Annotated in this window: 20 protein-coding genes; 11 read left to right on the plus strand and 9 right to left on the minus strand. The window is 60.1% G+C overall.

Annotated elements, in window-relative coordinates; all coding sequences use genetic code 11:
* Positions 1 to 30: 30 nt before the first annotated feature.
* The 5 genes from speB to NL154_RS06975 form a co-directional block, all read right to left on the minus strand.
* Positions 31 to 993, minus strand: coding sequence for an agmatinase (gene speB, locus NL154_RS06955; protein WP_210628321.1), 963 nt, complete (start codon positions 991 to 993; stop codon positions 31 to 33).
* 221 nt (positions 994 to 1,214) lie between these two features.
* The gene (gene cml / locus NL154_RS06960) at positions 1,215 to 2,405 is read right to left on the minus strand and encodes a CmlA/FloR family chloramphenicol efflux MFS transporter (RefSeq protein ID WP_434733834.1); all 1,191 of its coding nucleotides are present in this window, start codon (positions 2,403 to 2,405) and stop codon (positions 1,215 to 1,217) included.
* A 307-nt stretch (positions 2,406 to 2,712) separates the two neighbouring features.
* On the minus strand, positions 2,713 to 3,180 hold the full coding sequence (gene rpsI / locus NL154_RS06965; protein WP_009995734.1) for a 30S ribosomal protein S9: 468 nt from the start codon (positions 3,178 to 3,180) through the stop codon (positions 2,713 to 2,715).
* A gap of 2 nt (positions 3,181 to 3,182) precedes the next feature.
* A complete protein-coding gene (gene rplM / locus NL154_RS06970) occupies positions 3,183 to 3,647 on the minus strand; it encodes a 50S ribosomal protein L13 (protein WP_012483399.1) in 465 nt (154 codons plus the stop codon).
* Between the two features lie 269 nt (positions 3,648 to 3,916).
* Entirely contained in the window at positions 3,917 to 4,816 is a 900-nt protein-coding gene (locus NL154_RS06975; RefSeq protein ID WP_221147482.1) for a LysR family transcriptional regulator, read from the minus strand.
* Positions 4,817 to 4,888: 72 nt separating this feature from the next.
* Here NL154_RS06975 and NL154_RS06980 point away from each other — a divergent pair, with 72 nt between their 5' ends.
* Both NL154_RS06980 and NL154_RS06985 read left to right on the plus strand, forming a co-directional pair.
* Positions 4,889 to 5,119, plus strand: a complete 231-nt coding sequence (locus tag NL154_RS06980; RefSeq protein WP_210628317.1) for a DUF1127 domain-containing protein — start codon at positions 4,889 to 4,891, stop codon at positions 5,117 to 5,119.
* Between the two features lie 82 nt (positions 5,120 to 5,201).
* On the plus strand, positions 5,202 to 6,029 hold the full coding sequence (locus tag NL154_RS06985; protein ID WP_221147480.1) for an enoyl-CoA hydratase: 828 nt from the start codon (positions 5,202 to 5,204) through the stop codon (positions 6,027 to 6,029).
* On the opposite strand, the gene NL154_RS06990 is transcribed toward NL154_RS06985, so the two are convergent.
* Together NL154_RS06990 and NL154_RS06995 are read right to left on the minus strand one after the other, a co-directional pair.
* Positions 6,030 to 6,866 (minus strand): EamA family transporter, encoded by an 837-nt coding sequence (locus NL154_RS06990; RefSeq protein WP_210628316.1) that lies wholly within the window; start codon positions 6,864 to 6,866, stop codon positions 6,030 to 6,032.
* 473 nt (positions 6,867 to 7,339) lie between these two features.
* The gene (locus NL154_RS06995; protein ID WP_434733835.1) at positions 7,340 to 7,663 is read right to left on the minus strand and encodes a hypothetical protein; all 324 of its coding nucleotides are present in this window, start codon (positions 7,661 to 7,663) and stop codon (positions 7,340 to 7,342) included.
* Between the two features lie 117 nt (positions 7,664 to 7,780).
* On the opposite strand from NL154_RS06995, the gene NL154_RS07000 reads away from it, so the two are divergent.
* The 7 genes from NL154_RS07000 (at position 7,781) to NL154_RS07030 (ending at position 14,284) form a co-directional block, all read left to right on the plus strand.
* Positions 7,781 to 8,209 (plus strand): CoA-binding protein, encoded by a 429-nt coding sequence (locus tag NL154_RS07000; protein ID WP_221147478.1) that lies wholly within the window; start codon positions 7,781 to 7,783, stop codon positions 8,207 to 8,209.
* A gap of 119 nt (positions 8,210 to 8,328) precedes the next feature.
* On the plus strand, positions 8,329 to 9,612 hold the full coding sequence (locus tag NL154_RS07005; RefSeq protein ID WP_434733836.1) for an O-acetylhomoserine aminocarboxypropyltransferase: 1,284 nt from the start codon (positions 8,329 to 8,331) through the stop codon (positions 9,610 to 9,612).
* Positions 9,613 to 9,717: 105 nt separating this feature from the next.
* A complete protein-coding gene (locus tag NL154_RS07010) occupies positions 9,718 to 10,236 on the plus strand; it encodes an AAA family ATPase (protein WP_210628312.1) in 519 nt (172 codons plus the stop codon).
* Positions 10,237 to 10,330: 94 nt separating this feature from the next.
* Positions 10,331 to 10,705: a VOC family protein gene (locus NL154_RS07015; RefSeq protein ID WP_434734155.1), complete on the plus strand. Its 375-nt coding sequence runs from the start codon at positions 10,331 to 10,333 to the stop codon at positions 10,703 to 10,705.
* Positions 10,706 to 10,994: 289 nt separating this feature from the next.
* Positions 10,995 to 11,306, plus strand: coding sequence for a DUF982 domain-containing protein (locus tag NL154_RS07020; protein WP_210628311.1), 312 nt, complete (start codon positions 10,995 to 10,997; stop codon positions 11,304 to 11,306).
* A 265-nt stretch (positions 11,307 to 11,571) separates the two neighbouring features.
* On the plus strand, positions 11,572 to 11,922 hold the full coding sequence (locus tag NL154_RS07025; RefSeq protein ID WP_210628310.1) for a cupin domain-containing protein: 351 nt from the start codon (positions 11,572 to 11,574) through the stop codon (positions 11,920 to 11,922).
* 232 nt (positions 11,923 to 12,154) lie between these two features.
* Positions 12,155 to 14,284 (plus strand): bifunctional diguanylate cyclase/phosphodiesterase, encoded by a 2,130-nt coding sequence (locus NL154_RS07030; RefSeq protein ID WP_221147477.1) that lies wholly within the window; start codon positions 12,155 to 12,157, stop codon positions 14,282 to 14,284.
* Positions 14,285 to 14,345: 61 nt separating this feature from the next.
* On the opposite strand, the gene NL154_RS07035 is transcribed toward NL154_RS07030, so the two are convergent.
* Both NL154_RS07035 and NL154_RS07040 read right to left on the minus strand, forming a co-directional pair.
* Positions 14,346 to 15,590, minus strand: coding sequence for a cytochrome P450 (locus NL154_RS07035; protein ID WP_434733837.1), 1,245 nt, complete (start codon positions 15,588 to 15,590; stop codon positions 14,346 to 14,348).
* A 149-nt stretch (positions 15,591 to 15,739) separates the two neighbouring features.
* Entirely contained in the window at positions 15,740 to 17,167 is a 1,428-nt protein-coding gene (locus NL154_RS07040) for a GGDEF domain-containing protein (protein WP_210628307.1), read from the minus strand.
* Positions 17,168 to 17,386: 219 nt separating this feature from the next.
* On the opposite strand from NL154_RS07040, the gene clpP reads away from it, so the two are divergent.
* Positions 17,387 to 18,016, plus strand: coding sequence for an ATP-dependent Clp endopeptidase proteolytic subunit ClpP (gene clpP, locus NL154_RS07045; RefSeq protein WP_038688182.1), 630 nt, complete (start codon positions 17,387 to 17,389; stop codon positions 18,014 to 18,016).
* 301 nt (positions 18,017 to 18,317) lie between these two features.
* Entirely contained in the window at positions 18,318 to 19,595 is a 1,278-nt protein-coding gene (clpX, locus tag NL154_RS07050) for an ATP-dependent Clp protease ATP-binding subunit ClpX (protein ID WP_004680013.1), read from the plus strand.
* Positions 19,596 to 19,895: the final 300 nt, after the last annotated feature.

The following is a 19,895-nucleotide window of genomic DNA, read 5'->3' on the forward strand; positions in this document are numbered from 1 at the left end:
ATTTCCGGATTCAATTTGAACGATGATAAATCAGCCTTGTGAGGCCGCAATGGCGCGTCGCTCGGCATGAAGGCCAAGCATATACATTGCCACCGTTGCCCCCGCAATGGCGGTGATATCGGCATGGTCGTAGGGCGGCGACACTTCGACCACGTCGGCGCCGCGGATATCGAGCTGGTGCAGGCGCTGCAGCACCGAGAGGATTTTGGCGCTCGACGGTCCGCCGGCAACTGGCGTGCCGGTACCTGGCGCAAAGGCCGGATCCAGGCAATCGATATCGAAGGTGAGATAGGCAGGGGCGCCGCGCGTATGAGAGATGATCGCCGAGGCGATGTCGCCGGCATTCATGTCTTCGACCTGATGACCATAGAGAATATTGAGGCCGCAATCCTCCGGCGCATGGGTGCGGATGCCGATCTGGATCGAGCGGTCAGGATCGATGATACCTTCGCGCACGGCCCGCGCCACGAAGGAGCCGTGGTCGATGCGCCGCTCTTCGTCGAACCAGGTATCCTGGTGAGCGTCGAACTGCACGAGTGCGAGAGGCCCGTGTTTTGCCGCATGGGCTTTCAGCAGCGGCCATGTGACGTAGTGATCGCCGCCGAGCGTCAGCAGAAAGGCGCCGCTGTCGAGGATCGCGTTGGCCTGGCGTTCGATGGCACCAGGTGTGTCCTGATGATTGCCGTAGTCGAGCAGGCAATCGCCATAGTCGATCACCGCCATGTCGGCAAACAGGTCGCGGTTGAAGGGATATTGCGCATCATTGTCGAATATCGCCGAGGCACGCCGGATCGCCTGCGGGCCGAAGCGCGTGCCCGGCCTGTTCGATGTGGCGGCATCGAAGGGGATGCCCCAGACGGCGACATCGACGCCGGCAAGCTCCTTGGTGAAGCGGCGGCGCATGAAGGACAGCGCGCCGGCAAAGGTCGGGTCGCTGGCGGCGGAGGTGAGGCTGGTCGCCGTGAAGGCGTGATCAATGGTCTTGTTCGCCAAGGGGGGGCTCCTTCTCTGTGGGCGCCAACGTAGTCGCGTTCGATGTCGACCTTATATTGCCTGGCCACCGTCACGACCAAACCGCCTGATCCTGCCCCGAAAGGAACTGATGTTCGGTTCGGGGTAGGTAAGGGGTAGGCGAGGTGCGCCGAGATTTCAAGCGATGCCTCGCTTGACGGCCGCTCTGCGTTTTAAGCTGCCGCCATTCCGTGGCAAATTCCTCAGGCGGCCTTCCGCGCTAGCTGACGCAATCCGGCCAACGTTATCAGCGCTGCCGCGCCGGTATAGGCAGCGAGTGGCCAGGCTGTGTTCCCGTCGAGCAGAACCACGAACAATGTGCCTGCAACAGCGACCAGCAGGCTTTCGACACAGAAGTAGAGCGCCACGGCTGTTCCCGCGGTATCGCCGAAAGCCGCAAGCGCACCATTTGCCGTGACGGCTGTCGCAAAGACAATGCCGATCGCGATGATCCACATCGGCAGGATGAGGCCGATAAGGGGTGCCTGCAGAAACATCTCTCCCATAGCAAGCGTTACCGCGCCGACAAGCAGCAACGTCATGCCTCTTGCGAGGCTGCCTGTGATGCCCCAGCGTGTGACGAAGCGCTTGGCAAAACGCGCCGTCACGATCATCACCAAGGCCACCGAGGCAAAGATGAAGCTGAAGGTGATGCCGGAAAAGCCGGCCCGATCGATCAGGATACGGGGTGCGGTCGAGAAGAAGACGAAGAAGGCTCCCATCGCCGCGCTGAAACCGGTCGTGTAGATCCAGAAGGGCAGGCTCGCGAGGATCGGGCGTATGGCGATGGTTGTCGTCGCCGCAGCGGGGCGGGTTTCATGCCACCGCATGCCGGCATTGAGAATGGCAACGATCGAAAGCAGGCCGATGACGAGAAAGATGGCTCGCCACCCATAGTGGTCGGCAATCACCGCGCCGACGACCGGCCCGAACGCAGGCACAAGCGATAGCAGCGAACCGAGCAGGCTATAGATCACGCTGCTTTCCGGCCGTTCGGCGTAGACGTCGCGCACTGTTGCGAAGGTGGCGACAAGAGCCGCCGAGGCGCCGATCGCCTGCAACAATCGCAAGGCCACGAAGAGAAGTGCGGATGAGGCCCCGGCAAGCAGAAAGGACGCAAGGGCAAAGAGTGCCGCCCCGCCGATCAGCACGGGCCGTCGCCCGACGATATCGGAGATCGGACCAAAGACAATCTGGCCGACGCCGAGCACAAGCATGTAGAGGCTGAGGGTCAACTGGATGACTTCAGGCGAGGTGCCAAGTGCCTGGGGCATCGTCGGCACGACCGAGAGATAGATGTCCATGGCAAGCGACGCCAGGACGTCGAAAGGGGCGATCAGCAACAAGCTTGCCGGCACGGAGTAATTCCACGACGGAATTTTCGGATAAGACATGGGTAAGGTCCGCTCAAATGATTTTCATTCGGCGGCGATCTGTCTTTCATCAGTATCGGATTTGCTGGACAGATGCCGCAACAACAGCGCAAAGTTGTTGCGGCTTAGTTGTCTGCGGACTTGGTTGTTCCCATGATGCGACCTTGATTGCCGCTCCGCTCGTTCGCGAAGCGTTTTGTCGGATTTTTACCAGCAGAACCGGAGTGCGGCAATGGCGACCGGCAGGCGCTTCCCGGGATTCATCAAACACCCAAAGAAAAAGGCCGGGTTTCCCCGGCCTTTCGCAAATTCCGTCTGTCCGAAGCGATTAGCGCTTGGAGAACTGGAACGAGCGGCGGGCCTTCGCCTTGCCGTACTTCTTGCGTTCGACGACGCGGCTGTCGCGGGTCAGGAAGCCGCCCTTCTTCAGCACCGAGCGAAGGCCCGGCTCGAAGTAGGTCAGCGCCTTGGACAGGCCGTGGCGAACGGCGCCGGCCTGGCCGGAGAGGCCGCCGCCGGCAACGGTTGCGACGATGTCGAACTGGCCGTCACGGGCAGCCGCGACGATCGGCTGGCGCAGGATCATCTGCAGCACCGGGCGGGCGAAATATTCCGCGAATTCCTTGCCGTTGACGATGATCTTGCCGGAGCCCGGCTTGACCCAGACGCGGGCAACGGCGTTCTTGCGCTTGCCGGTGGCGTAGGAGCGGCCGAGCGAATCGACCTTGCGGACGTGGGCCGGAGCAGCAGCTTCGGAAGCCGTGCCGAGATCCTTCAGGGAGGAGAGGTCAGCCATGATCAGGCGCTCCTTACGTTCTTTTTGTTGAGCGCGGCAACGTCGAGGGCGACCGGCTGCTGGGCTTCATGGGGATGGTTGGAGCCGGCGTAGACGCGCAGGTTCTTCATCTGGCGACGGCCGAGCGGGCCGCGCGGAACCATGCGTTCGACGGCCTTTTCGAGGACGCGCTCCGGGAAGCGGCCTTCGATGATCTGGCGTGCGGTGCGTTCCTTGATGCCGCCGGCATAACCGGTGTGCCAGTAGTAGACCTTGTCGGAATACTTCTTGCCGGTGAAAACGACCTTGTCGGCATTGATGACGATGACGTTGTCGCCGTCGTCAACGTGGGGTGTGAAGGTTGCCTTGTGCTTGCCGCGCAGGCGCATAGCGATGATGGAAGCGAGACGGCCAACGACCAGCCCTTCGGCGTCGATGATCACCCACTTCTTCTCCACCTCTGCAGGCTTCTGTGAGAAGGTTGCCATGTGAATACTCTCTTTTAGGACCCTTGGCCCGAGGGCTTTAAGGGCGTTTCTTGTTGCTTGGATTGGCAAGCGCGAACCTGCCAAAAAGAAAGCAGCCCGGACAGGCTGCGTTCTGGCGCGGTGTATAAAGGCAATGTGACACCGGGTCAATATCGGCTTTCGCGACGGACGGAAAAAAGTACAAATGAAAACAAATGGTTATAAGTGTGGTGTTGTGATACCCCACAATCGAACTGAATATTTGCCCCGCCGTCGGTCGAAAACCATCGCTAATCCTCAAAAGCGCGCAGGCATTTTATCATTTCCCGAAGGCCGCGTGTCAGATGTTTGTCCCGGCGAAGAACCATGCCAAGGCGGCGTGTCAGCTTCGGCCGCAGCGACGATGCCGTCAGGAGACCGGCGCGGTCGCGCTTCACCGCCAACCCCGGCAGGATCGACCAGCCGAGTCCCACGGCCACCAGTTCCTTGATCGCCTCAATACTGCCGAACTCCATCGCCGGTCGGATCCTGGTGCCCGGGGCTGCCAGCCAGGCGTCGATTGCCCGTCTCGTATTGCCGCCCTCATATAGTAGCAGCGTCCTGTCGCGCATGAAGGCGGCGTCCGGTCCACCCTTGGGCACGGGGCTGCCCGCGGGGGCGACAGCCAGCAATTCCTCCTCGAAAAAGGGTTCGATCTCGAAGTTCCGTCCCGATGCCGGCAGGGCCACGACGGCGATGTCGAGACTGTTGGCTTCCAGATCGCGCAGAATATCGTCGGCATTGCCGATCGAGACGGTGATTTCGAGGCCGGGCATGGACTTCCGGGCGGCGGAGATGGCGCGCGGAAGCAGATGGATCGATGCCGTGCCGCCGCTGCCGATGCGCACACGGCCGCTGGCGCCATCCCTGTGGGGCATCATCGCTTCTTCCGCCGCGGCTGCCTCCTGAAGCAGACGCCTTGCATGCGAAAGCAGGTCGATGCCCGCCGCCGTCGGTTGCGCCCGCCGTCCGACGCGCTCGATCAGCCTGACGCCGAGCCGCTGTTCGAGCCCCTTGATCTGCAGGCTGACGGCCGGCTGCGTCACGCCTTCCTTGTCGGCCGCAGCCGTAAAGCTCCCGAGGTCGGCGACATTGATGAAGGTTGCGAGTTGGTCGAGATTGAGAGCCATTCCAAAGAAATCCTTATGCATATAATAATATCCATAAGCTTCTTTCGCGGCACCTTCCATCGCATCTTTCGTCCATCAGGAAAGGATGAAGAGATGACTATAGAATTCGACGAAAGCTTGGAGATACCGCTGAGCGCCCTTCGGCTGAAACATCGTGAGACGGCGCGTTGGAGCAGGCGGCTGCTGGTAGCCGTCGAGTGTCGGCTCGAAAAGCGCCGCAGCCGCCGCAAGCTGTCGGAACTCACCGATGACGAGCTACGCGATATCGGTCTGACCCCTGCGCAGGCGAGGGCGGAGAGATCGAAATCATGGTTCTGGTTTTGACCGCGACGGCGGATCCTGCTCGAAATTGGCGGCGCCTTGTGGCAGAACGAATGTGTGAAAATCGAGTGCAGGGAGCAGCATCATGGCCGAAATCGTATCCTTCCGAAAGGAAGCGGACAGGACGGATGGATTGTTGCTCCGCTCGTTGCGCGACGGCGTGCTGCGGCTCGTGCTTAACGACCCGCCGGCCAATGTGCTTTCGATCGCGCTTCTCGAAGCGCTGATGGCTGAGCTCGAAAAGGCGCAGGCCGATTTGGATGTGCGCGTCATCGTCATCGCCTCCACCGGCGTCGTCTTTTCCGCCGGCCATGACCTCAAGGAACTCACGGCCCATCGCGTTGACGAAGATCAGGGCGCCGCTTTTTTCGAGAAAAGCTTCCGGCTCTGCGCCGATTTGATGCTGAAGATCGCGCATCTGCCAAAACCTGTTATCGCCGAGGTCGATGGGCTTGCAACGGCTGCGGGCTGTCAGCTCGTCGCCTCGTGCGATCTGGCGATCTGCACCGACACTTCGACGTTCTGCACGCCGGGTGTCAATATCGGCCTGTTCTGTTCGACGCCAATGGTGGCCGTTTCCCGTGCCGCGCACCGTAAGCAGGCTATGGAGATGCTCTTGACCGGTGAGACGATCGACGCCTCGACCGCCAAGGATTTCGGCCTCGTCAACCGCATCGTGCCGAAGCAGTATCTGGCGCAGGTCGTTTCCAAATATGCCGCCGTGATTGCCGGCAAATCGCCACTGATCCTGAAAATTGGCAAGGAAGCGTTTTATGGGCAGCTCGAACTACCAGTGGAGGCGGCCTATGATTATGCCGCCAAGGTGATGGTGGACAACATGCTGACGCAGGACGCGCAGGAAGGGATCGGCGCCTTTCTCGGCAAGCGCAAGCCGGAATGGAAGGGCGAATGATCAGGCGAGTTTCAGAACCAGCACGCCGATCGCGATGACGACGCCAGCGACGTAACGCCAGATGCCGGCTTTTTCCTTGAATACGACAACCGAGAGCACCAGGGCAAAGAGGATCGAAGTTTCCCGCAGTGCAGCAACGGTCGCCACCGGCGCCTTCGTCATCGCCCAAAGTGCCAGTCCATAGGATGCAATTGATCCCGCGCCGCCGATCAGGCCGCGCCACCAGTTGCGGCGAACGTGACGCAGCACCGTCAAGCTGCCGCGCTGCGACGCCGCCCAGGCAAGTAGCAGTATCGGCGGCAGCAGCGACATCCACAACGTATAGGAAACCGCATTGCCTGAAAGACGAGCGCCGATGCCGTCAACATAAGTGTAGCTGGCGATGACGAAAGCATTGGCAATGGAGAAGGCGACCGCGTGGCCGCTGCTGCGCCGAGCCTCCAGGGCGAGCGTCAGGACGCCGGCTGAAATCGTCATGGTGCCGGCAAGAGCGGCGCCGGAAAGATTTTCGCGCAGGACGACACCGCTTGTCGCGGCGACCAGCAACGGCGCGCAACCACGCATCAGCGGATAGACGAGGCCGATATCACCGGCTCGGTAGGCGGCGGCAACCAGCTGGAAATAGGCGAACTGCAGGATGGCCGAGGCGCCGATGAACGGCCAGGCTGCGCTCTGCGGCAACGGCAGAAATGCCAGAAACGGCAGCGCGGACACCGCGCCGCCGGCCGAAATCAACGCCGCATCCAGGGATTTGTCGCTTCCCGCTTTGACGATCGCGTTCCATGTCGCATGCAGCAACGCACCGAACAGAACGAGCAGGATGACGTCGAGAGGCAAGGGATAAATCCGGTGCTGCGGAGGAAGGCGAAGCGCCTCGCCCCGACGGGGCAGAATTCTGGAAAGACAACTGATATTTGCACGAAAATGCATTGCCGCGGTCGCGGATGCGTTTTCGGTTCCCATACCATCCTTTCAATATGCAGACAATGTCGGGCTCTGATGACAATTTTTACGTGCGCGCGATATGCGTTCAATCCAGGCGATCTTCTCAACTATGAGATGTTTCTAATGGACGAGAGAACATATATAGCTCTTACGGAGAACATAAGGGGAAAAATACGGGGGGAAATCCGAAGCGGATCTTTCTATGCTGCTGAAATACAGATATTATTCTATAACTTTGATATATACAAAAAAGAAGCTTCAGATTGTATAATCTCGGGGAAATCGCAGCGCGCGATTGAGCTCAAAGCTTGTTTGCAAGCGGAGAAGGCGAACGGCGGCCGGGAGGAGGCGTGACGGCGGCAACGTCAGAGCTGATGATTCGGAATGAAGAGCATCCCGTCAAGGTTGTCTATGTTTTGGCAGTTCAGAACCGGGCAGCGGGGATCGTCCTTTGACGGGATATGGGTCCACTCCGCATAATCGGTTGCGTCACAATAATTGCTGTTGCGGACGTAGCGATCATAAAGCGGTAGCCCGCGGGGAGATTGGTAGCGGAAGATGACGGCGCCCTGATTGTGGATGGCCGCCCGCACGCTGGCGCAGCTCATGGTGAGCGGGTTGTAGCGCGAAATCGCCGCTGCGGGTGACGCGGCGAGCACAAGCGTGAGGGCAAGAGCAATATTTCTCATTGAATCATCCTCAGAGCCATTCAACTCCTATATACGCAAAACACGTGCAGCCGGTTTTGTCGACATGCCAAAAAATGCCGGCGGGCTCAAAGGCATTCCCGGAATGGAGAAATGGAAATGGATCATGACGCCTACACGGATGATTATCTCACCGGAATCCTGCAATCGGTAAAGACCATCGCCCTGACCGGTGCCTCGCCCAATCCGGCGCGGCCGAGCAACGGCGTCATGGGCTATCTGCTGTCGCGCGGCTATGAGGTCATACCCGTCAATCCGGGGCAGGCGGGCAAACAGATCCAAGGCCGCACCGTCTATGCCCGGCTTGCCGACGTTCCGGTGCCGATCGATATGGTCGACGTCTTTCGCGCCGCCGAATATCTCGATGGGGTCGTTAACGAGGCGTTGGCGCTGAGGCCGCTACCGAAGGTCATCTGGGCTCAGCTTGGCGTCCGCGACGATGCCGCGGCGGCAAAAGCGGAGGCTGCCGGCATTAGAGTGGTGATGAACCGTTGCCCGGCGATCGAATATCCCCGTCTCATTGCCTGAGCAGGGCTGCCCTGAGAGGGATTTTCCATCGAACGCCCAAGGGTTGAAACGGATCGCGATTAACTTTCGTCGGCGACAAGCTATGATCCTGCCTCGTGATCAACAATTCGGAGGGCGACATGGCCAAGAACGATCCTGGATTCAACACCTTGGCGATCCACGCAGGCGCACAGCCCGACCCAGCGACCGGCGCACGGGTGACGCCGATCTACCAGACGACCGCTTTCGTCTTCAACGATTCCGACCATGCCGCCGCCCTCTTCGGCCTGCAGGCCTTCGGTAATATTTACACCCGCATCATGAACCCGACGCAGGCCGTGCTCGAGGAACGCGTCGCCGCGCTCGAGGGTGGTACGGCGGCCCTTGCCGTCGCCTCCGGCCACGCGGCGCAGATGATCGTCTTCCACACCATCATGCGCCCAGGCGAAAATTTTATCGCCGCCCGCAAGCTCTATGGCGGCTCGATCAATCAGTTCGGCCATGCTTTCGAGAATTTCGGCTGGCAGGTGCGCTGGGCCGATTCCGCCGATCCGGCGAGCTTCGAAAGCCAGATCGACGACAAGACCCGCGGCATCTTCATCGAAAGCCTTGCCAATCCGGGCGGCACTTTCGTCGATATCGCCGCTATTGCCGACGTCGCTCATCGCCACGGCCTGCCGCTGATCGTCGACAACACGATGGCAACACCCTATCTCATCCGTCCGATCGAGCACGGCGCCGATATCGTCGTGCACTCGCTGACGAAATTTCTCGGCGGCCACGGCAACTCCATGGGCGGCCTTATCGTCGACGGCGGCACCTTCGACTGGTCGAAGTCAGGCAATTACCCGATGCTGTCTAGCCCGCGACCGGAATATAACGGCATGGTGCTGCACGCGACTTTCGGCAATTTCGCCTTTGCGATCGCTGCCCGCGTGCTCGGCCTGCGCGACCTCGGCCCGGCGATTTCGCCCTTCAATGCCTTCCTGATTCTGACCGGCATCGAGACGCTGCCGCTCAGAATGCAGCGCCACAGCGACAATGCCATCGCTGTCGCCCGGTGGCTGAAGGTGCACAGCAAGATCGCCTGGGTGAATTATGCCGGCCTCGAAGACGATCCGAACCATGCCCTGCAGCAGCGTTATTCGCCGAAGGGCGCAGGCTCCGTCTTCACCTTCGGCATCCGGGGCGGTTATGAGGCTGGCAAGACTCTGGTCGAAGGACTTGAGCTCTTCTCCCATCTGGCCAATATCGGCGACACCCGCTCGCTCGTCATTCATCCGGCCTCGACGACGCACCGGCAACTGAGCGACGAGCAGAAAATCGCCGCCGGCGCCGGACCCGACGTGGTGCGGCTTTCCATCGGCATCGAGGACGTTAACGACATCATCGCCGATCTTGAGCAGGCGCTCTCGAAGATCTGATTGTCCTTCGCAGCAAACGTTGTAATTTCGCAGATGATCATTGTCGAAATACAACCAGCGCCGCCTTGCGGATGCCTTCTGCTGGCCGCCATTGCGGGAACATTCATGCCACTCGTCATTCTCACCGGCGCATCGGGAGCCGGGAAAACTACCATTGCTGAGGCTGTCGGACGCCGGCACGGGCAGGAGATCGAAGTCTTTTACAAGGACAGCATCGGCGTTCCGCCTATGCAAGAGATGGTTGACCAATTCGGCTCCGTCGAAGAATGGCAGAGAGCGGCCACTTTCGCATGGATATCGCGACTGTCGCCGCTCCTGGCAGAAGGACGTAGCGTCCTGTTCGAGGGGCAGTCGCGTTTTTCCTTTCTGGCCGAAGCTGCCGAACGTGCCGGGATCGGTTCGCATTCCTGCCTCCTGATCGATTGCGACGACGACACCCGAGCCCGGCGCCTTTCGATTGATCGAGGGCAGCCTGAGTTGGCAAATCCGGATATGATGAACTGGGCCGCCTTCCTACGGCACGAAGCAGCGACATACGGATGCGAAATTCTCGACACATCGAAGCTGACGGTGGAACAGGGAATTGAACGAGTCCTTCGCGAATTGCGGCGGCAGCGTGTTTGATCCGGACCAGGCAGTTGAAGTTTGGCCGTTCCAGTGCGGCGGTTCGTCCGCTTGTTCTTGTAAAAGCATAGAATTCGCGCAGAGGGAGGCGCAGTTGCACCTGACGTTGGAGTTGTTTGTCCAAACGCCCCGGACATCGATTGATTTCTATCAGCGAGTCCTGGGCTTTGAAGTCGAGGGCTCGAGCACGGAATATGCGATGTTGAGAAACGGCGACGCCGCCATCGCGATCAATTCGCGAAGCGTCCTTTCGAGCGATCATCCGTTACGCGGCGAAATTGGCGACAGGGTCGGCCTCGGCGTCGAGATCGTCCTGAAGGTCGCTGATGTCGAGGATGCCTATCGCAAGGCGGACGAGAGCGGCTGGCCACTTTCCGCCCTCGCCGTGCAGCCTTGGGGACTGCGTGACTTTCGCCTTATCGATCCCGACGGCTATTATGTCAGAGTGACCAGTACCCACACGCACTGACAGGTCCATGATGGCGGTCATGGGCTTCGTGCCAAACGCTGAGCGGCTGCACTTCGGTGGCGACCGGTTGCAAATCGGTCGTATCAATTGCTGTCCTCGTAATCAGCGCGACCCATATCGCCGGGCCTCAGGACGCCCGGACAGGAGGTCCCTGAGCCCCTTTCTTTAGTCTCCGCTACTTCACGTTGAAGCAGTTTTATTGCTCAGTTTTCAATTCCAAATTTCAGAAAACAAGCGTATGTTGCGCGGTTAGGACTGCAGTAACCATGCCTTTGAGGGGTCGGGGACGATGTGCTGGAATACATCATCGGCATTCACGCCGGTCGCGCTTGCTTTGCGCGGTCCGGCAACACGCAAGATCGTCCGGACGCTCGGCGATGCGGCGCATCTCCTGATCAACGATTGGCCTTCTGATGACGGCGAGGAATACGTCGCTGCCGTAAAAGCCTGTGTCGATGCAATTACCGGGAAAATTAGCCCGGAACGATTCCGCGAGGCGCTTCTGCTTGCAGCCGATGAAGCGGGTATCGCTGCTCTGACAGTCGTCCCCGTCGGAGTGACAGAGCGGCGACCGGACCTGCGTTCGGCCGCGCCAAGATAGCCCCTATTTCAAGCGGCTCCTTATCAGCCTGGCATTGCGTCAGATGCGGCCGCGGCCAAGGCAGGCAAAACTCTCACAAACTGAAAGCACTACCGACAATTCTAACCGCCATCTTCACAAATGTCGCTCAAGGTGATGGGAGAAGGGGCTCCTGGAATTTCCAAGCGCGGTCAATGCCCTGTGAGACGAGAGACAAATTGCAAAATTTCAAACAATCGCGCGCAGACCCTTGCCGCAAACGACACTGACAGCGGAGAGGTCCACGATGGTTGCGGCGAATTTCATCACCTTCAACATCGACAATGTCGAACCCGAGTTCGGCGCGCCGGAGCCCGCTCGGATCATCTCCGGTGATCCGCAATTTCGCACCTGGAATCTGGAGGAGGGCGACGGCGGCCTCTATTCCGGGATCTGGGAGGCGACACCCGGCAAGTGGCGGATCGTTTACGAGGAGTGGGAATATTTCAGCTTGCTGTCAGGCCATTCGATCGTCACGGAGGACGGCGGTGAGCCGGTCCACCTGAGGGAGGGCGACCGAATGATCTTGAGGCCCGGCTTCAAGGGAACCTGGGAAGTCGTTGAAACGACTCGCAAGGACTATGTGATCAAGGTCTGAACAGCGGCTGCGAGCCGGCTTTGGCGATGGCGGTCTGTCCCGGTTTGCGGCGATTATGATCCGTTTCCCCCGAAATAACCGCCTCTCTTTCACGGATGGAGGGCATTTGATCTTTCCCATTAACGAGACCTACATCGTCAAATGCTAGACCTTATCTGCAGCGCATTGCGGACATGATGTCTCCTGCCGTCACCACAGACATGACCTTGCAGTTCATCTTTTCGGGATTGGCATGTCGTCGAATCTTGCGGGTAGGCACGTTCGAACCCAAACGTCTTCCATCATTGCGACAACCGTTTTCTTCCTCGTCGTCGCGCTCGTCTTGACCGGCCTCATGGCGCATGTCGTCGCCACGATGACGCGGTCGGCGAACGAAATCGATGATGCCAGAGCCAGCCGCGCCGCTCGCGCGGCGATCGCAGCCTTTGTCAGCCGCCTGAGCGCGACAACGACTGACAACGCCGTATGGGATGATGCCTATAAGGCGATCGCATCTCCCGGCGCCGCGGATTGGGCTTATGAGAACTGGGGTAAAACCAGCGAGGATTATCCGCTTTACGACGGCGCCATCGTGACCGGTCCCGACCGCTCGTCGATCGTCTCCGCCTATGCCAAAGGCAAGCCCTTCCAGCCGAGCGCCTTTTTCGGCGAAGCTTTCTACCGGCAGATCAATACGGCCACCGATTTCGGACAGGCGCCGGTTGTCAATTTCATCAAGACGGAAACCGGCATCGCGCTCATCGCGTCACAACCGATCCAGCCTTATCAAGCGGAAGGCGAGCTTCCGACGAAGCTCAGCGTGCTGAGCTTCTACAAGGAATTCAACTCGGACGTTCTCAGCACGCTTTCGAACGAACACGAACTCGAGGGCTTGCGCCTTGCCGCCGCGCCCGAGCCGAGTCTGCTGAACACACCGATCACGGATATGAAGGGTGGCGTCATCGGCCATCTCGTCTGGCCGAGCAAAGCGCCGGGAAGCGCCGTGTTCCGACAGGTCTACCCTTTTGTTGCGGCCGCTATCATCATTCTCGTGCTGTTCCTGGCCGGCGTTCTGCTGGTGGGCGCAGCCGAAGCGCGGCGTCTTCGTCAACTGGCGCAAGCAGCGATTTTCGAAGCGAACCACGATAGCCTGAGCGGCCTCCTGAACAGGCATGGGCTTCTCGCCCTGCTGGAAGACCTGAAAGGCTCGGAGATTTCGCCGCCTCGGCTCTACCTGGTCGATCTCGACGGTTTCAAGGCGGTCAATGACGCCTGGGGGCATGCGGTCGGGGATGATCTGATCAGGATCGTCTCGAACGCGCTGATCGCCTGCCACCCCGAAGTCGTTGCCGTGGCCCGGTTGGGGGGCGACGAGTTCGCTCTGGTCCAGGTCGGAACTGTCGCGCGTCAGGAGATAGAAGAGACGATTCTGGCGCTGTTTGCCGAACCCTTCAAAATCGATGGACGAACGATCGAGGTTGGCGCGAGCATCGGCGCTGCTGCGCGTGACGCAGACATTGAGCCCCTGGAGCTTTTGCGCAGGGCTGACATGGCGCTCTACCGCGCCAAGGAAAATGGCAGAGGGCGGGCGATCGAATACGACCCCGAGTTGGATCGGGAGCGCCAAAGGGTCGCCGAACTGGAAACTCTGTTGAAGAATGCCATCGGCAATGGCGCGATCGAAGCCGTCTTCCAACCTCTCGTTTCGGCGACGACGGGCGTTGTCACCGGTCTTGAAGCGCTAGCCCGCTGGCGCACTGCGACAGGAAATATCAGTCCGGAGATTTTCATTCCGCTTGCTGAAAGATGCGGCCTCATCGATGCTCTCGGCGGTCACATGCTGAAAACATCGATCGAGCACGCCAAGAACTGGCCCGGTTTAGCGTTGTCCGTCAACGTTTCGCCGGTCCAGCTCTGCAATCCGGAATTTGCCGCCGAGGTGATCTCTCTCCTGCAGGAACTCGATTTCGATCCCAGGCGCCTGACATTGGAAATCACCGAAGGCGTCCTCATGACCAATCCGGATCAGGCGCGTCGGTCGATAGATCACCTCAAGCAGGTCGGTATCAAATTCGCGCTCGACGACTTCGGCTGCGGCTATGCAAGCATCGGCGCATTGCGGCAGTTCGGCTTTGATCGGATGAAGATCGATCGCTCGCTGGTCTCCGCTCTCGACCAGGCCTCCAATGGCGCCGATGTTCTCAAGGCGACCATCGCTTTGGCGACCGCTCTGCAGATTCCCGTGACCGCGGAAGGCATCGAGAATATCCGCCAGGCGGCGATCTTGCGGGAGGCCGGCTGCGACCAACTGCAAGGCTATTTGATCGGAAAACCCATGTCGGCGCTCGACATATCCAGCAAGCTTCAAGAACAGGCAGCGTAATGCCGCGAGATCGCACAAGCACGCCGCGCAGAGCTTCCGCTGATCTGCCGACCGGTGCCGATCACCACCGGAGATCCAGCCGGTCGAGCCCGTGAAAATGATAGACGTCCTTGACGACGGGCGTCTTCGCCAGCCTGAGGCCGGAAAGCCGTTCGAACAGGATCGGCAGGACGACGTTGAGCTCCAGCCGAGCCAGCGGTGCGCCGATGCAGAAATGGATGCCGGCGCCGAAGGAGAGGTTCGGCGCCTCGTTTCGGTCTGGCCGGAAGGCGAGGGGGTCGGTGAATTTCGCCGGGTCGAGATTGGCGGCGGCGAGGATGAGGCTTACCTTGTCGCCGCGCCTGAAGGAAACGCCGTCGATCTCAGCGGGCTCGAGCGCCCAGCGCTGGAAGATGTGGACGGGCGCGCAGATACGCAGGGTTTCCTCGACGGTGCGCTCCGTCGCCGCTTCATCCCGGAAGAGTTCTGCCGGATCGCAGCCGCTGTCGAGGATGGTGTGTACGGAGTTGCCGATCTGGTGCACGGTCGCTTCATGGCCGGCATTGAGCAGCACGATCGTCGTTGAAATGAGCTCCTCCTCGGTGAGGTGCTGACCCTTGTGCTCCGTGTGGATCATGTGGGTCAGCAGGTCATCGCGCGGCTCGGCCCGGCGTTCAGCGATCACTACTCTGACATAGTCGGAAAATTCTCTGGCGGCCCGTTCGGCCTCTTCTTCTTGCCGGCGCGTGCGGCCGAACATGTACATGCGCACATAGGCATGCGACCAGGCGAGCAGTTGCGGCCCCATCTCCTCCGGGATGCCGATCATCCGCGCGATCATCGTCACCGGGATGATGTCGGCAAAGGCCGAGAGCAGCTCGACCTCGCCCTTCTGCGCGAAGCCGTCGATCAGCCGGTTGGCAAGCTCGACAAGCTCCGGCTTCATCTTCTCGACATGGCGGGAGACGAAGGCGCGATTGACGAGCGTGCGCAGCCGCGTGTGCTCGGGTGGTTCGAGCTCGAGCAGGGAATAACGTTCCGAGAGATCGAAACTTTCAAGATGCGCCATCGGCTCGGCAAGGCCGAGTTCCTCGCGGCTGGCGATATGCAGGATCTGCCGGCCGAAGCGGCGGTCGCGCAGCAGCGCGTTCACATGGTCGTAGCCGGTGAAGAACCACTGTTTCTGCTCGGTCCAGTAGAAGGTCGAACAATGGGCGTGGAGCGCGGCGTAAACGGCATTCGGGTTGCCGTAGAAGGCCGGATTGCGGACGTCCAGCGAGACATGGCGGAGGGCAGGGTCGATCGAAAGGAAGGGCGGTAACGTCATGAACCGAGGCTTAGCGGATTTACCGGCCCTCGAAAAGATGTGGAGAGGCGTGTTGGGCACGGAACGAGGAGCGCCCGATCTGAATGCGCCAACGGCTTTAAGATCTGTGTCTAAGCCCGGGGATTGATTCTGCTTTTTTTGACTTACGGCTAACTGGCCCGTGACAGGGCGCCCATGCGCCGCAGCGCCTCGACCTGGTCGTCGACCGTCGGCACGAGTTCGCCGGCGGTGGTGCTCGGCGTGGCCGGCGCCGGGGCCGCCGCTTCCTCTTCGCCGAAGGTGACCGTGCAATTGCGGCCGGCGGCTTTGGCCGCATAGAGGGCTCGGTCGGCGGCCGAGATCAGCTTGTCGATATTGGCGTCGATCGAGGAGGCGAGGGCGACGCCAATGCTGACCGTGACCGGAACGATCGCTTCGCCAGTGCTGACGGGAAGGCGGCAGAATTCGGTGCGGATCGCTTCGGCGATCGCCTCGGCTTCCGTCTGGTCTGTGACGCTCGCGAAGGCGGCGAATTCCTCGCCGCCCATGCGGCCGAAGATGTTGTTTGGAATATATTGCCGGGCCATGCGAGCGAAGGCGGTGAGCACGGCGTCGCCGGACTGATGGCCGAAGCGGTCGTTGACGCGCTTGAAATGATCGAGGTCGAAAAGGATCACCGCGACCTGCCGCTGCTCGCTATGGGCTCTCTCCTGGATGGACTCGAAATAGCCGAGCAGGCCACGACGGTTGAGCACGCCGGTCAGGGAATCGGTCAGCGTCATCGCGCGTAGATGCCGTTCGGAGCGTTCCATGACCAGTCGGCAAGTGAGCGCGAAGGCGATGGTGAGCAGGAAGGCGCTTGCCATGGCGGAGACACCGCCGAGATTGGTCGCCTCGATATCGCTTGGCAGCGTCACCGCCATCGTCAGCGCCGAGCCGAAACACAGGCAGCCCTGGATAACGAACACCCCCATCAGCTTGATGCGGGTGCGCTCGCGGCGCATGTCGCCGGCGGCGACCGCCATGGCCAATGCCGTGGCACCCGTCGCAGAAGCGAGATTATAGAGCACGACGCGGTTGGAATAATCGGTGTTGACCCAGGGCAAAAAGACCCCGGCAAGCCAGATTGCCGGCGGCAGCAGAGCCCACCATTCGATCTTTTTGCGGTCGAGCGCCAGAAAGCCCGCCACCCAGGCGCTCTGGCCGAGCAGCGCGATGGCATTGCCCACCTCGATGGAAAGCAGGCTGGGGATTTCGCTGCGCAGCGAGATCATCGCAAAGCCGATGGCGGTCAGAAAGAAGCCGAGGCCCCAATAGAGATAGGCTTCGTTCCTGACATTGTGGCGCCAGGCGACGAAAAGCACCAAAGCGAGCGTCATGGCCTCCGAACACCAGATGGCGAGACCCGTAGCGATATTGAACACGGCAGCAACCCCTTGCCCGTCGACCTGTCTGTTGGCCCGCATCCTTGCGGAGGAAGCTCGCCAGTTCCTTAATGTCGCTGCACTGCGGCATGATTTTCGGCCGGTATCTGGCGATAGGCTTTCCGTTGAGTAAACGTGCATGAGCGCTGTCGAATGGAGTAACCTTTCCTTCATCCTGTCATGGAGAAAAGCCGGGGAGTCGACATCGAGGGCTCGCGGCCAACAGGCGTTTGCGAGAAAGAGGCTGCCGGCGTCGAAGCCCTGCGGCCTTGCCCTCCTTCTTAACGTTATCCCAATGCGTGTCTTGAAGAGGAGGGCAGGGACACTCTATGTAGGGATAAGACATTTTCTTTGATTCCCGGCCTGCCGGCATGACGTTGACAAAGGACGCACATGAGAAACCCAGTTGATACCGCAATGGCCCTCGTGCCGATGGTCGTGGAACAGACCAACCGCGGTGAACGCTCCTACGACATCTATTCCCGCCTGTTGAAGGAACGCATCATCTTCCTGACCGGCGCCGTCGAGGATCACATGGCGACGCTCGTCTGCGCCCAGTTGCTCTTCCTCGAGGCCGAAAACCCGAAGAAGGAAATCGCTCTCTACATCAATTCTCCCGGTGGCGTCGTCACCGCCGGCATGGCGATCTACGACACGATGCAGTTCATCAAACCTGCTGTATCGACGCTCTGCATCGGCCAGGCGGCGTCCATGGGTTCGCTGCTGTTGGCGGCCGGCCATAAGGACATGCGCTTCGCCACCCCGAATTCCCGCATCATGGTTCATCAGCCCTCGGGCGGCTTCCAGGGCCAGGCCTCGGACATCGAGCGCCACGCCCGCGACATCCTCAAGATGAAGCGCCGCCTGAACGAAGTCTACGTCAAGCACACCGGCCGCAGCTACGAGGAAGTTGAAAAGACCCTCGATCGTGACCATTTCATGGATGCGGACGAGGCCCAGGGCTGGGGCGTGATCGACAAGGTTTTGACGTCGCGCCTCGAGATGGAAGGCGAGCAGGCCTAGTAATTAATTGGGATGGTGTTTTTGCCGCCACAGTTCTATCTCATTTGTGATCGAACAAGGCTTTCATCTGGCGGCGAAGACGCTAATAGTAACTATTAATGCTATGTTGAATTTTTATGACATAGCATTTGGCATTCGAAGGGGATTCGTTGCCGCCGGAACCCGAACATGGTTGATTGGGACCGGTTCGTAGCCCCTGAAGCCCTTCTCGGCAAAGGCTCCGGAAACGGAGTGCCGCCAGGAGCTGATAGAGTGGACCGCGATTTCGCCTTGAAATGCGGCGTGCTGGAAGGAAAATGATATGAGCAAGGTCAGCGGCAGCAACGGCGGCGACTCCAAGAACACCCTCTATTGTTCGTTCTGCGGAAAGAGCCAGCACGAAGTCCGGAAACTGATTGCCGGACCGACCGTCTTCATCTGCGATGAATGCGTCGAATTGTGCATGGACATCATCCGCGAGGAAAACAAGTCCTCGATGGTCAAGTCCCGCGACGGCGTTCCGACGCCCCAGGACATCATCAAGGTCCTCGACGAATATGTCATCGGCCAGCGCCAGGCGAAGAAGATCCTGTCGGTTGCCGTTCACAACCATTACAAGCGCCTGGCGCACGCCTCCAAGAACGGCGAAGTCGAGCTGGCGAAGTCGAATATCATGCTGGTCGGACCGACCGGCTGCGGCAAGACCTATCTTGCCCAGACCCTGGCCCGCATCATCGACGTTCCCTTCACGATGGCCGATGCGACGACGCTGACGGAAGCCGGCTATGTCGGTGAGGACGTCGAAAACATCATCTTGAAGCTCCTGCAGGCGGCCGACTACAATGTCGAGCGCGCCCAGCGCGGCATCGTCTACATCGACGAAGTCGACAAGATTTCGCGCAAGTCCGACAATCCGTCGATCACCCGCGACGTCTCGGGCGAGGGCGTCCAGCAGGCGCTTCTGAAGATCATGGAAGGCACGGTCGCTTCCGTCCCGCCGCAGGGCGGCCGCAAGCACCCGCAGCAGGAATTCCTGCAGGTCGACACGACGAACATCCTGTTCATCTGCGGCGGCGCTTTCGCCGGTCTCGACAAGATCATCTCCGCCCGTGGCGAGAAGACCTCGATCGGCTTCGGCGCGACCGTCAAGGCCCAGGACGACCGCCGCGTCGGCGAAGTCCTGCGCGAACTGGAGCCGGAAGATCTGGTCAAGTTCGGCCTCATCCCGGAATTCATCGGCCGTCTGCCGGTTTTGGCGACGCTCGAGGATCTCGACGAGGATGCGCTGATCCAGATCCTGTCCGAGCCGAAGAACGCGCTGATCAAGCAGTATCAGCGCCTGTTCGAGATGGAAGACGTCGAACTGACCTTCCACGAGGACGCGCTGCGCGAAATCGCCCGCAAGGCGATTGTGCGCAAAACCGGTGCCCGCGGCCTTCGCTCGATCATGGAGAAGATCCTGCTCGACACGATGTTCGAACTGCCGACGCTGGAAGGCGTGCGCGAGGTCGTCATCTCCGAGGAAGTGGTGCGCGGTTCGGCCCGTCCGCTTTACATCTATGCCGATCGCCAGGAAGAGAAGGCCAACGCGTCGGCGTGACCTTGGACTTTCGCACGATTCTTTTGGGGGCTTGCCATTGGCGGGCCCCTTTCTATTTGAAAAACCATGCGAGGCGCTGTTAGTATTTGCAGTGGGGACTGGATATGCCTTTGCCGATGTTGTGCAAGGGTGATGCTTGGCAATGATGCGATGATCTCGTAAGCCTGTTGCCGACGTTGTATTTTAGCCTGGTCGGAAGTGGTAAGCGCCGGTCCAGCCACGCGCTTCATAGTGTTGGCGTTCCGTTGTAATAAAGCTGTCACGTCCGGGGAACGCGGGCGTTAGCGTGGCTTGAAAAGC

Origin of the sequence: Rhizobium sp. YTUHZ044 (assembly GCF_051123975.1) — a bacterium.
Lineage (GTDB): Bacteria > Pseudomonadota > Alphaproteobacteria > Rhizobiales > Rhizobiaceae > Rhizobium.

Bases quoted from the DNA above. Each gene is read 5' to 3' on its own strand.
- NL154_RS06980 (WP_210628317.1), top strand. From the start codon at position 4,889: ATGACTATAGAATTCGACGAAAGCTTGGAGATACCGCTGAGCGCCCTT.
- NL154_RS06975 (WP_221147482.1), bottom strand. From the start codon at position 4,816: ATGCATAAGGATTTCTTTGGAATGGCTCTCAATCTCGACCAACTCGCA.
- cml (WP_434733834.1), bottom strand. From the start codon at position 2,405: ATGTCTTATCCGAAAATTCCGTCGTGGAATTACTCCGTGCCGGCAAGC.
- NL154_RS07000 (WP_221147478.1), top strand. From the start codon at position 7,781: ATGGATCATGACGCCTACACGGATGATTATCTCACCGGAATCCTGCAA.
- rplM (WP_012483399.1), bottom strand. From the start codon at position 3,647: ATGGCAACCTTCTCACAGAAGCCTGCAGAGGTGGAGAAGAAGTGGGTG.
- clpX (WP_004680013.1), top strand. From the start codon at position 18,318: ATGAGCAAGGTCAGCGGCAGCAACGGCGGCGACTCCAAGAACACCCTC.
- NL154_RS07035 (WP_434733837.1), bottom strand. From the start codon at position 15,590: ATGACGTTACCGCCCTTCCTTTCGATCGACCCTGCCCTCCGCCATGTC.
- clpP (WP_038688182.1), top strand. From the start codon at position 17,387: ATGAGAAACCCAGTTGATACCGCAATGGCCCTCGTGCCGATGGTCGTG.
- NL154_RS07005 (WP_434733836.1), top strand. From the start codon at position 8,329: ATGGCCAAGAACGATCCTGGATTCAACACCTTGGCGATCCACGCAGGC.
- NL154_RS07010 (WP_210628312.1), top strand. From the start codon at position 9,718: ATGCCACTCGTCATTCTCACCGGCGCATCGGGAGCCGGGAAAACTACC.
- NL154_RS07030 (WP_221147477.1), top strand. From the start codon at position 12,155: ATGTCGTCGAATCTTGCGGGTAGGCACGTTCGAACCCAAACGTCTTCC.
- NL154_RS06985 (WP_221147480.1), top strand. From the start codon at position 5,202: ATGGCCGAAATCGTATCCTTCCGAAAGGAAGCGGACAGGACGGATGGA.
- NL154_RS07025 (WP_210628310.1), top strand. From the start codon at position 11,572: ATGGTTGCGGCGAATTTCATCACCTTCAACATCGACAATGTCGAACCC.
- rpsI (WP_009995734.1), bottom strand. From the start codon at position 3,180: ATGGCTGACCTCTCCTCCCTGAAGGATCTCGGCACGGCTTCCGAAGCT.
- NL154_RS07040 (WP_210628307.1), bottom strand. From the start codon at position 17,167: ATGAAGGAAAGGTTACTCCATTCGACAGCGCTCATGCACGTTTACTCA.
- NL154_RS06995 (WP_434733835.1), bottom strand. From the start codon at position 7,663: ATGAGAAATATTGCTCTTGCCCTCACGCTTGTGCTCGCCGCGTCACCC.
- NL154_RS07020 (WP_210628311.1), top strand. From the start codon at position 10,995: ATGTGCTGGAATACATCATCGGCATTCACGCCGGTCGCGCTTGCTTTG.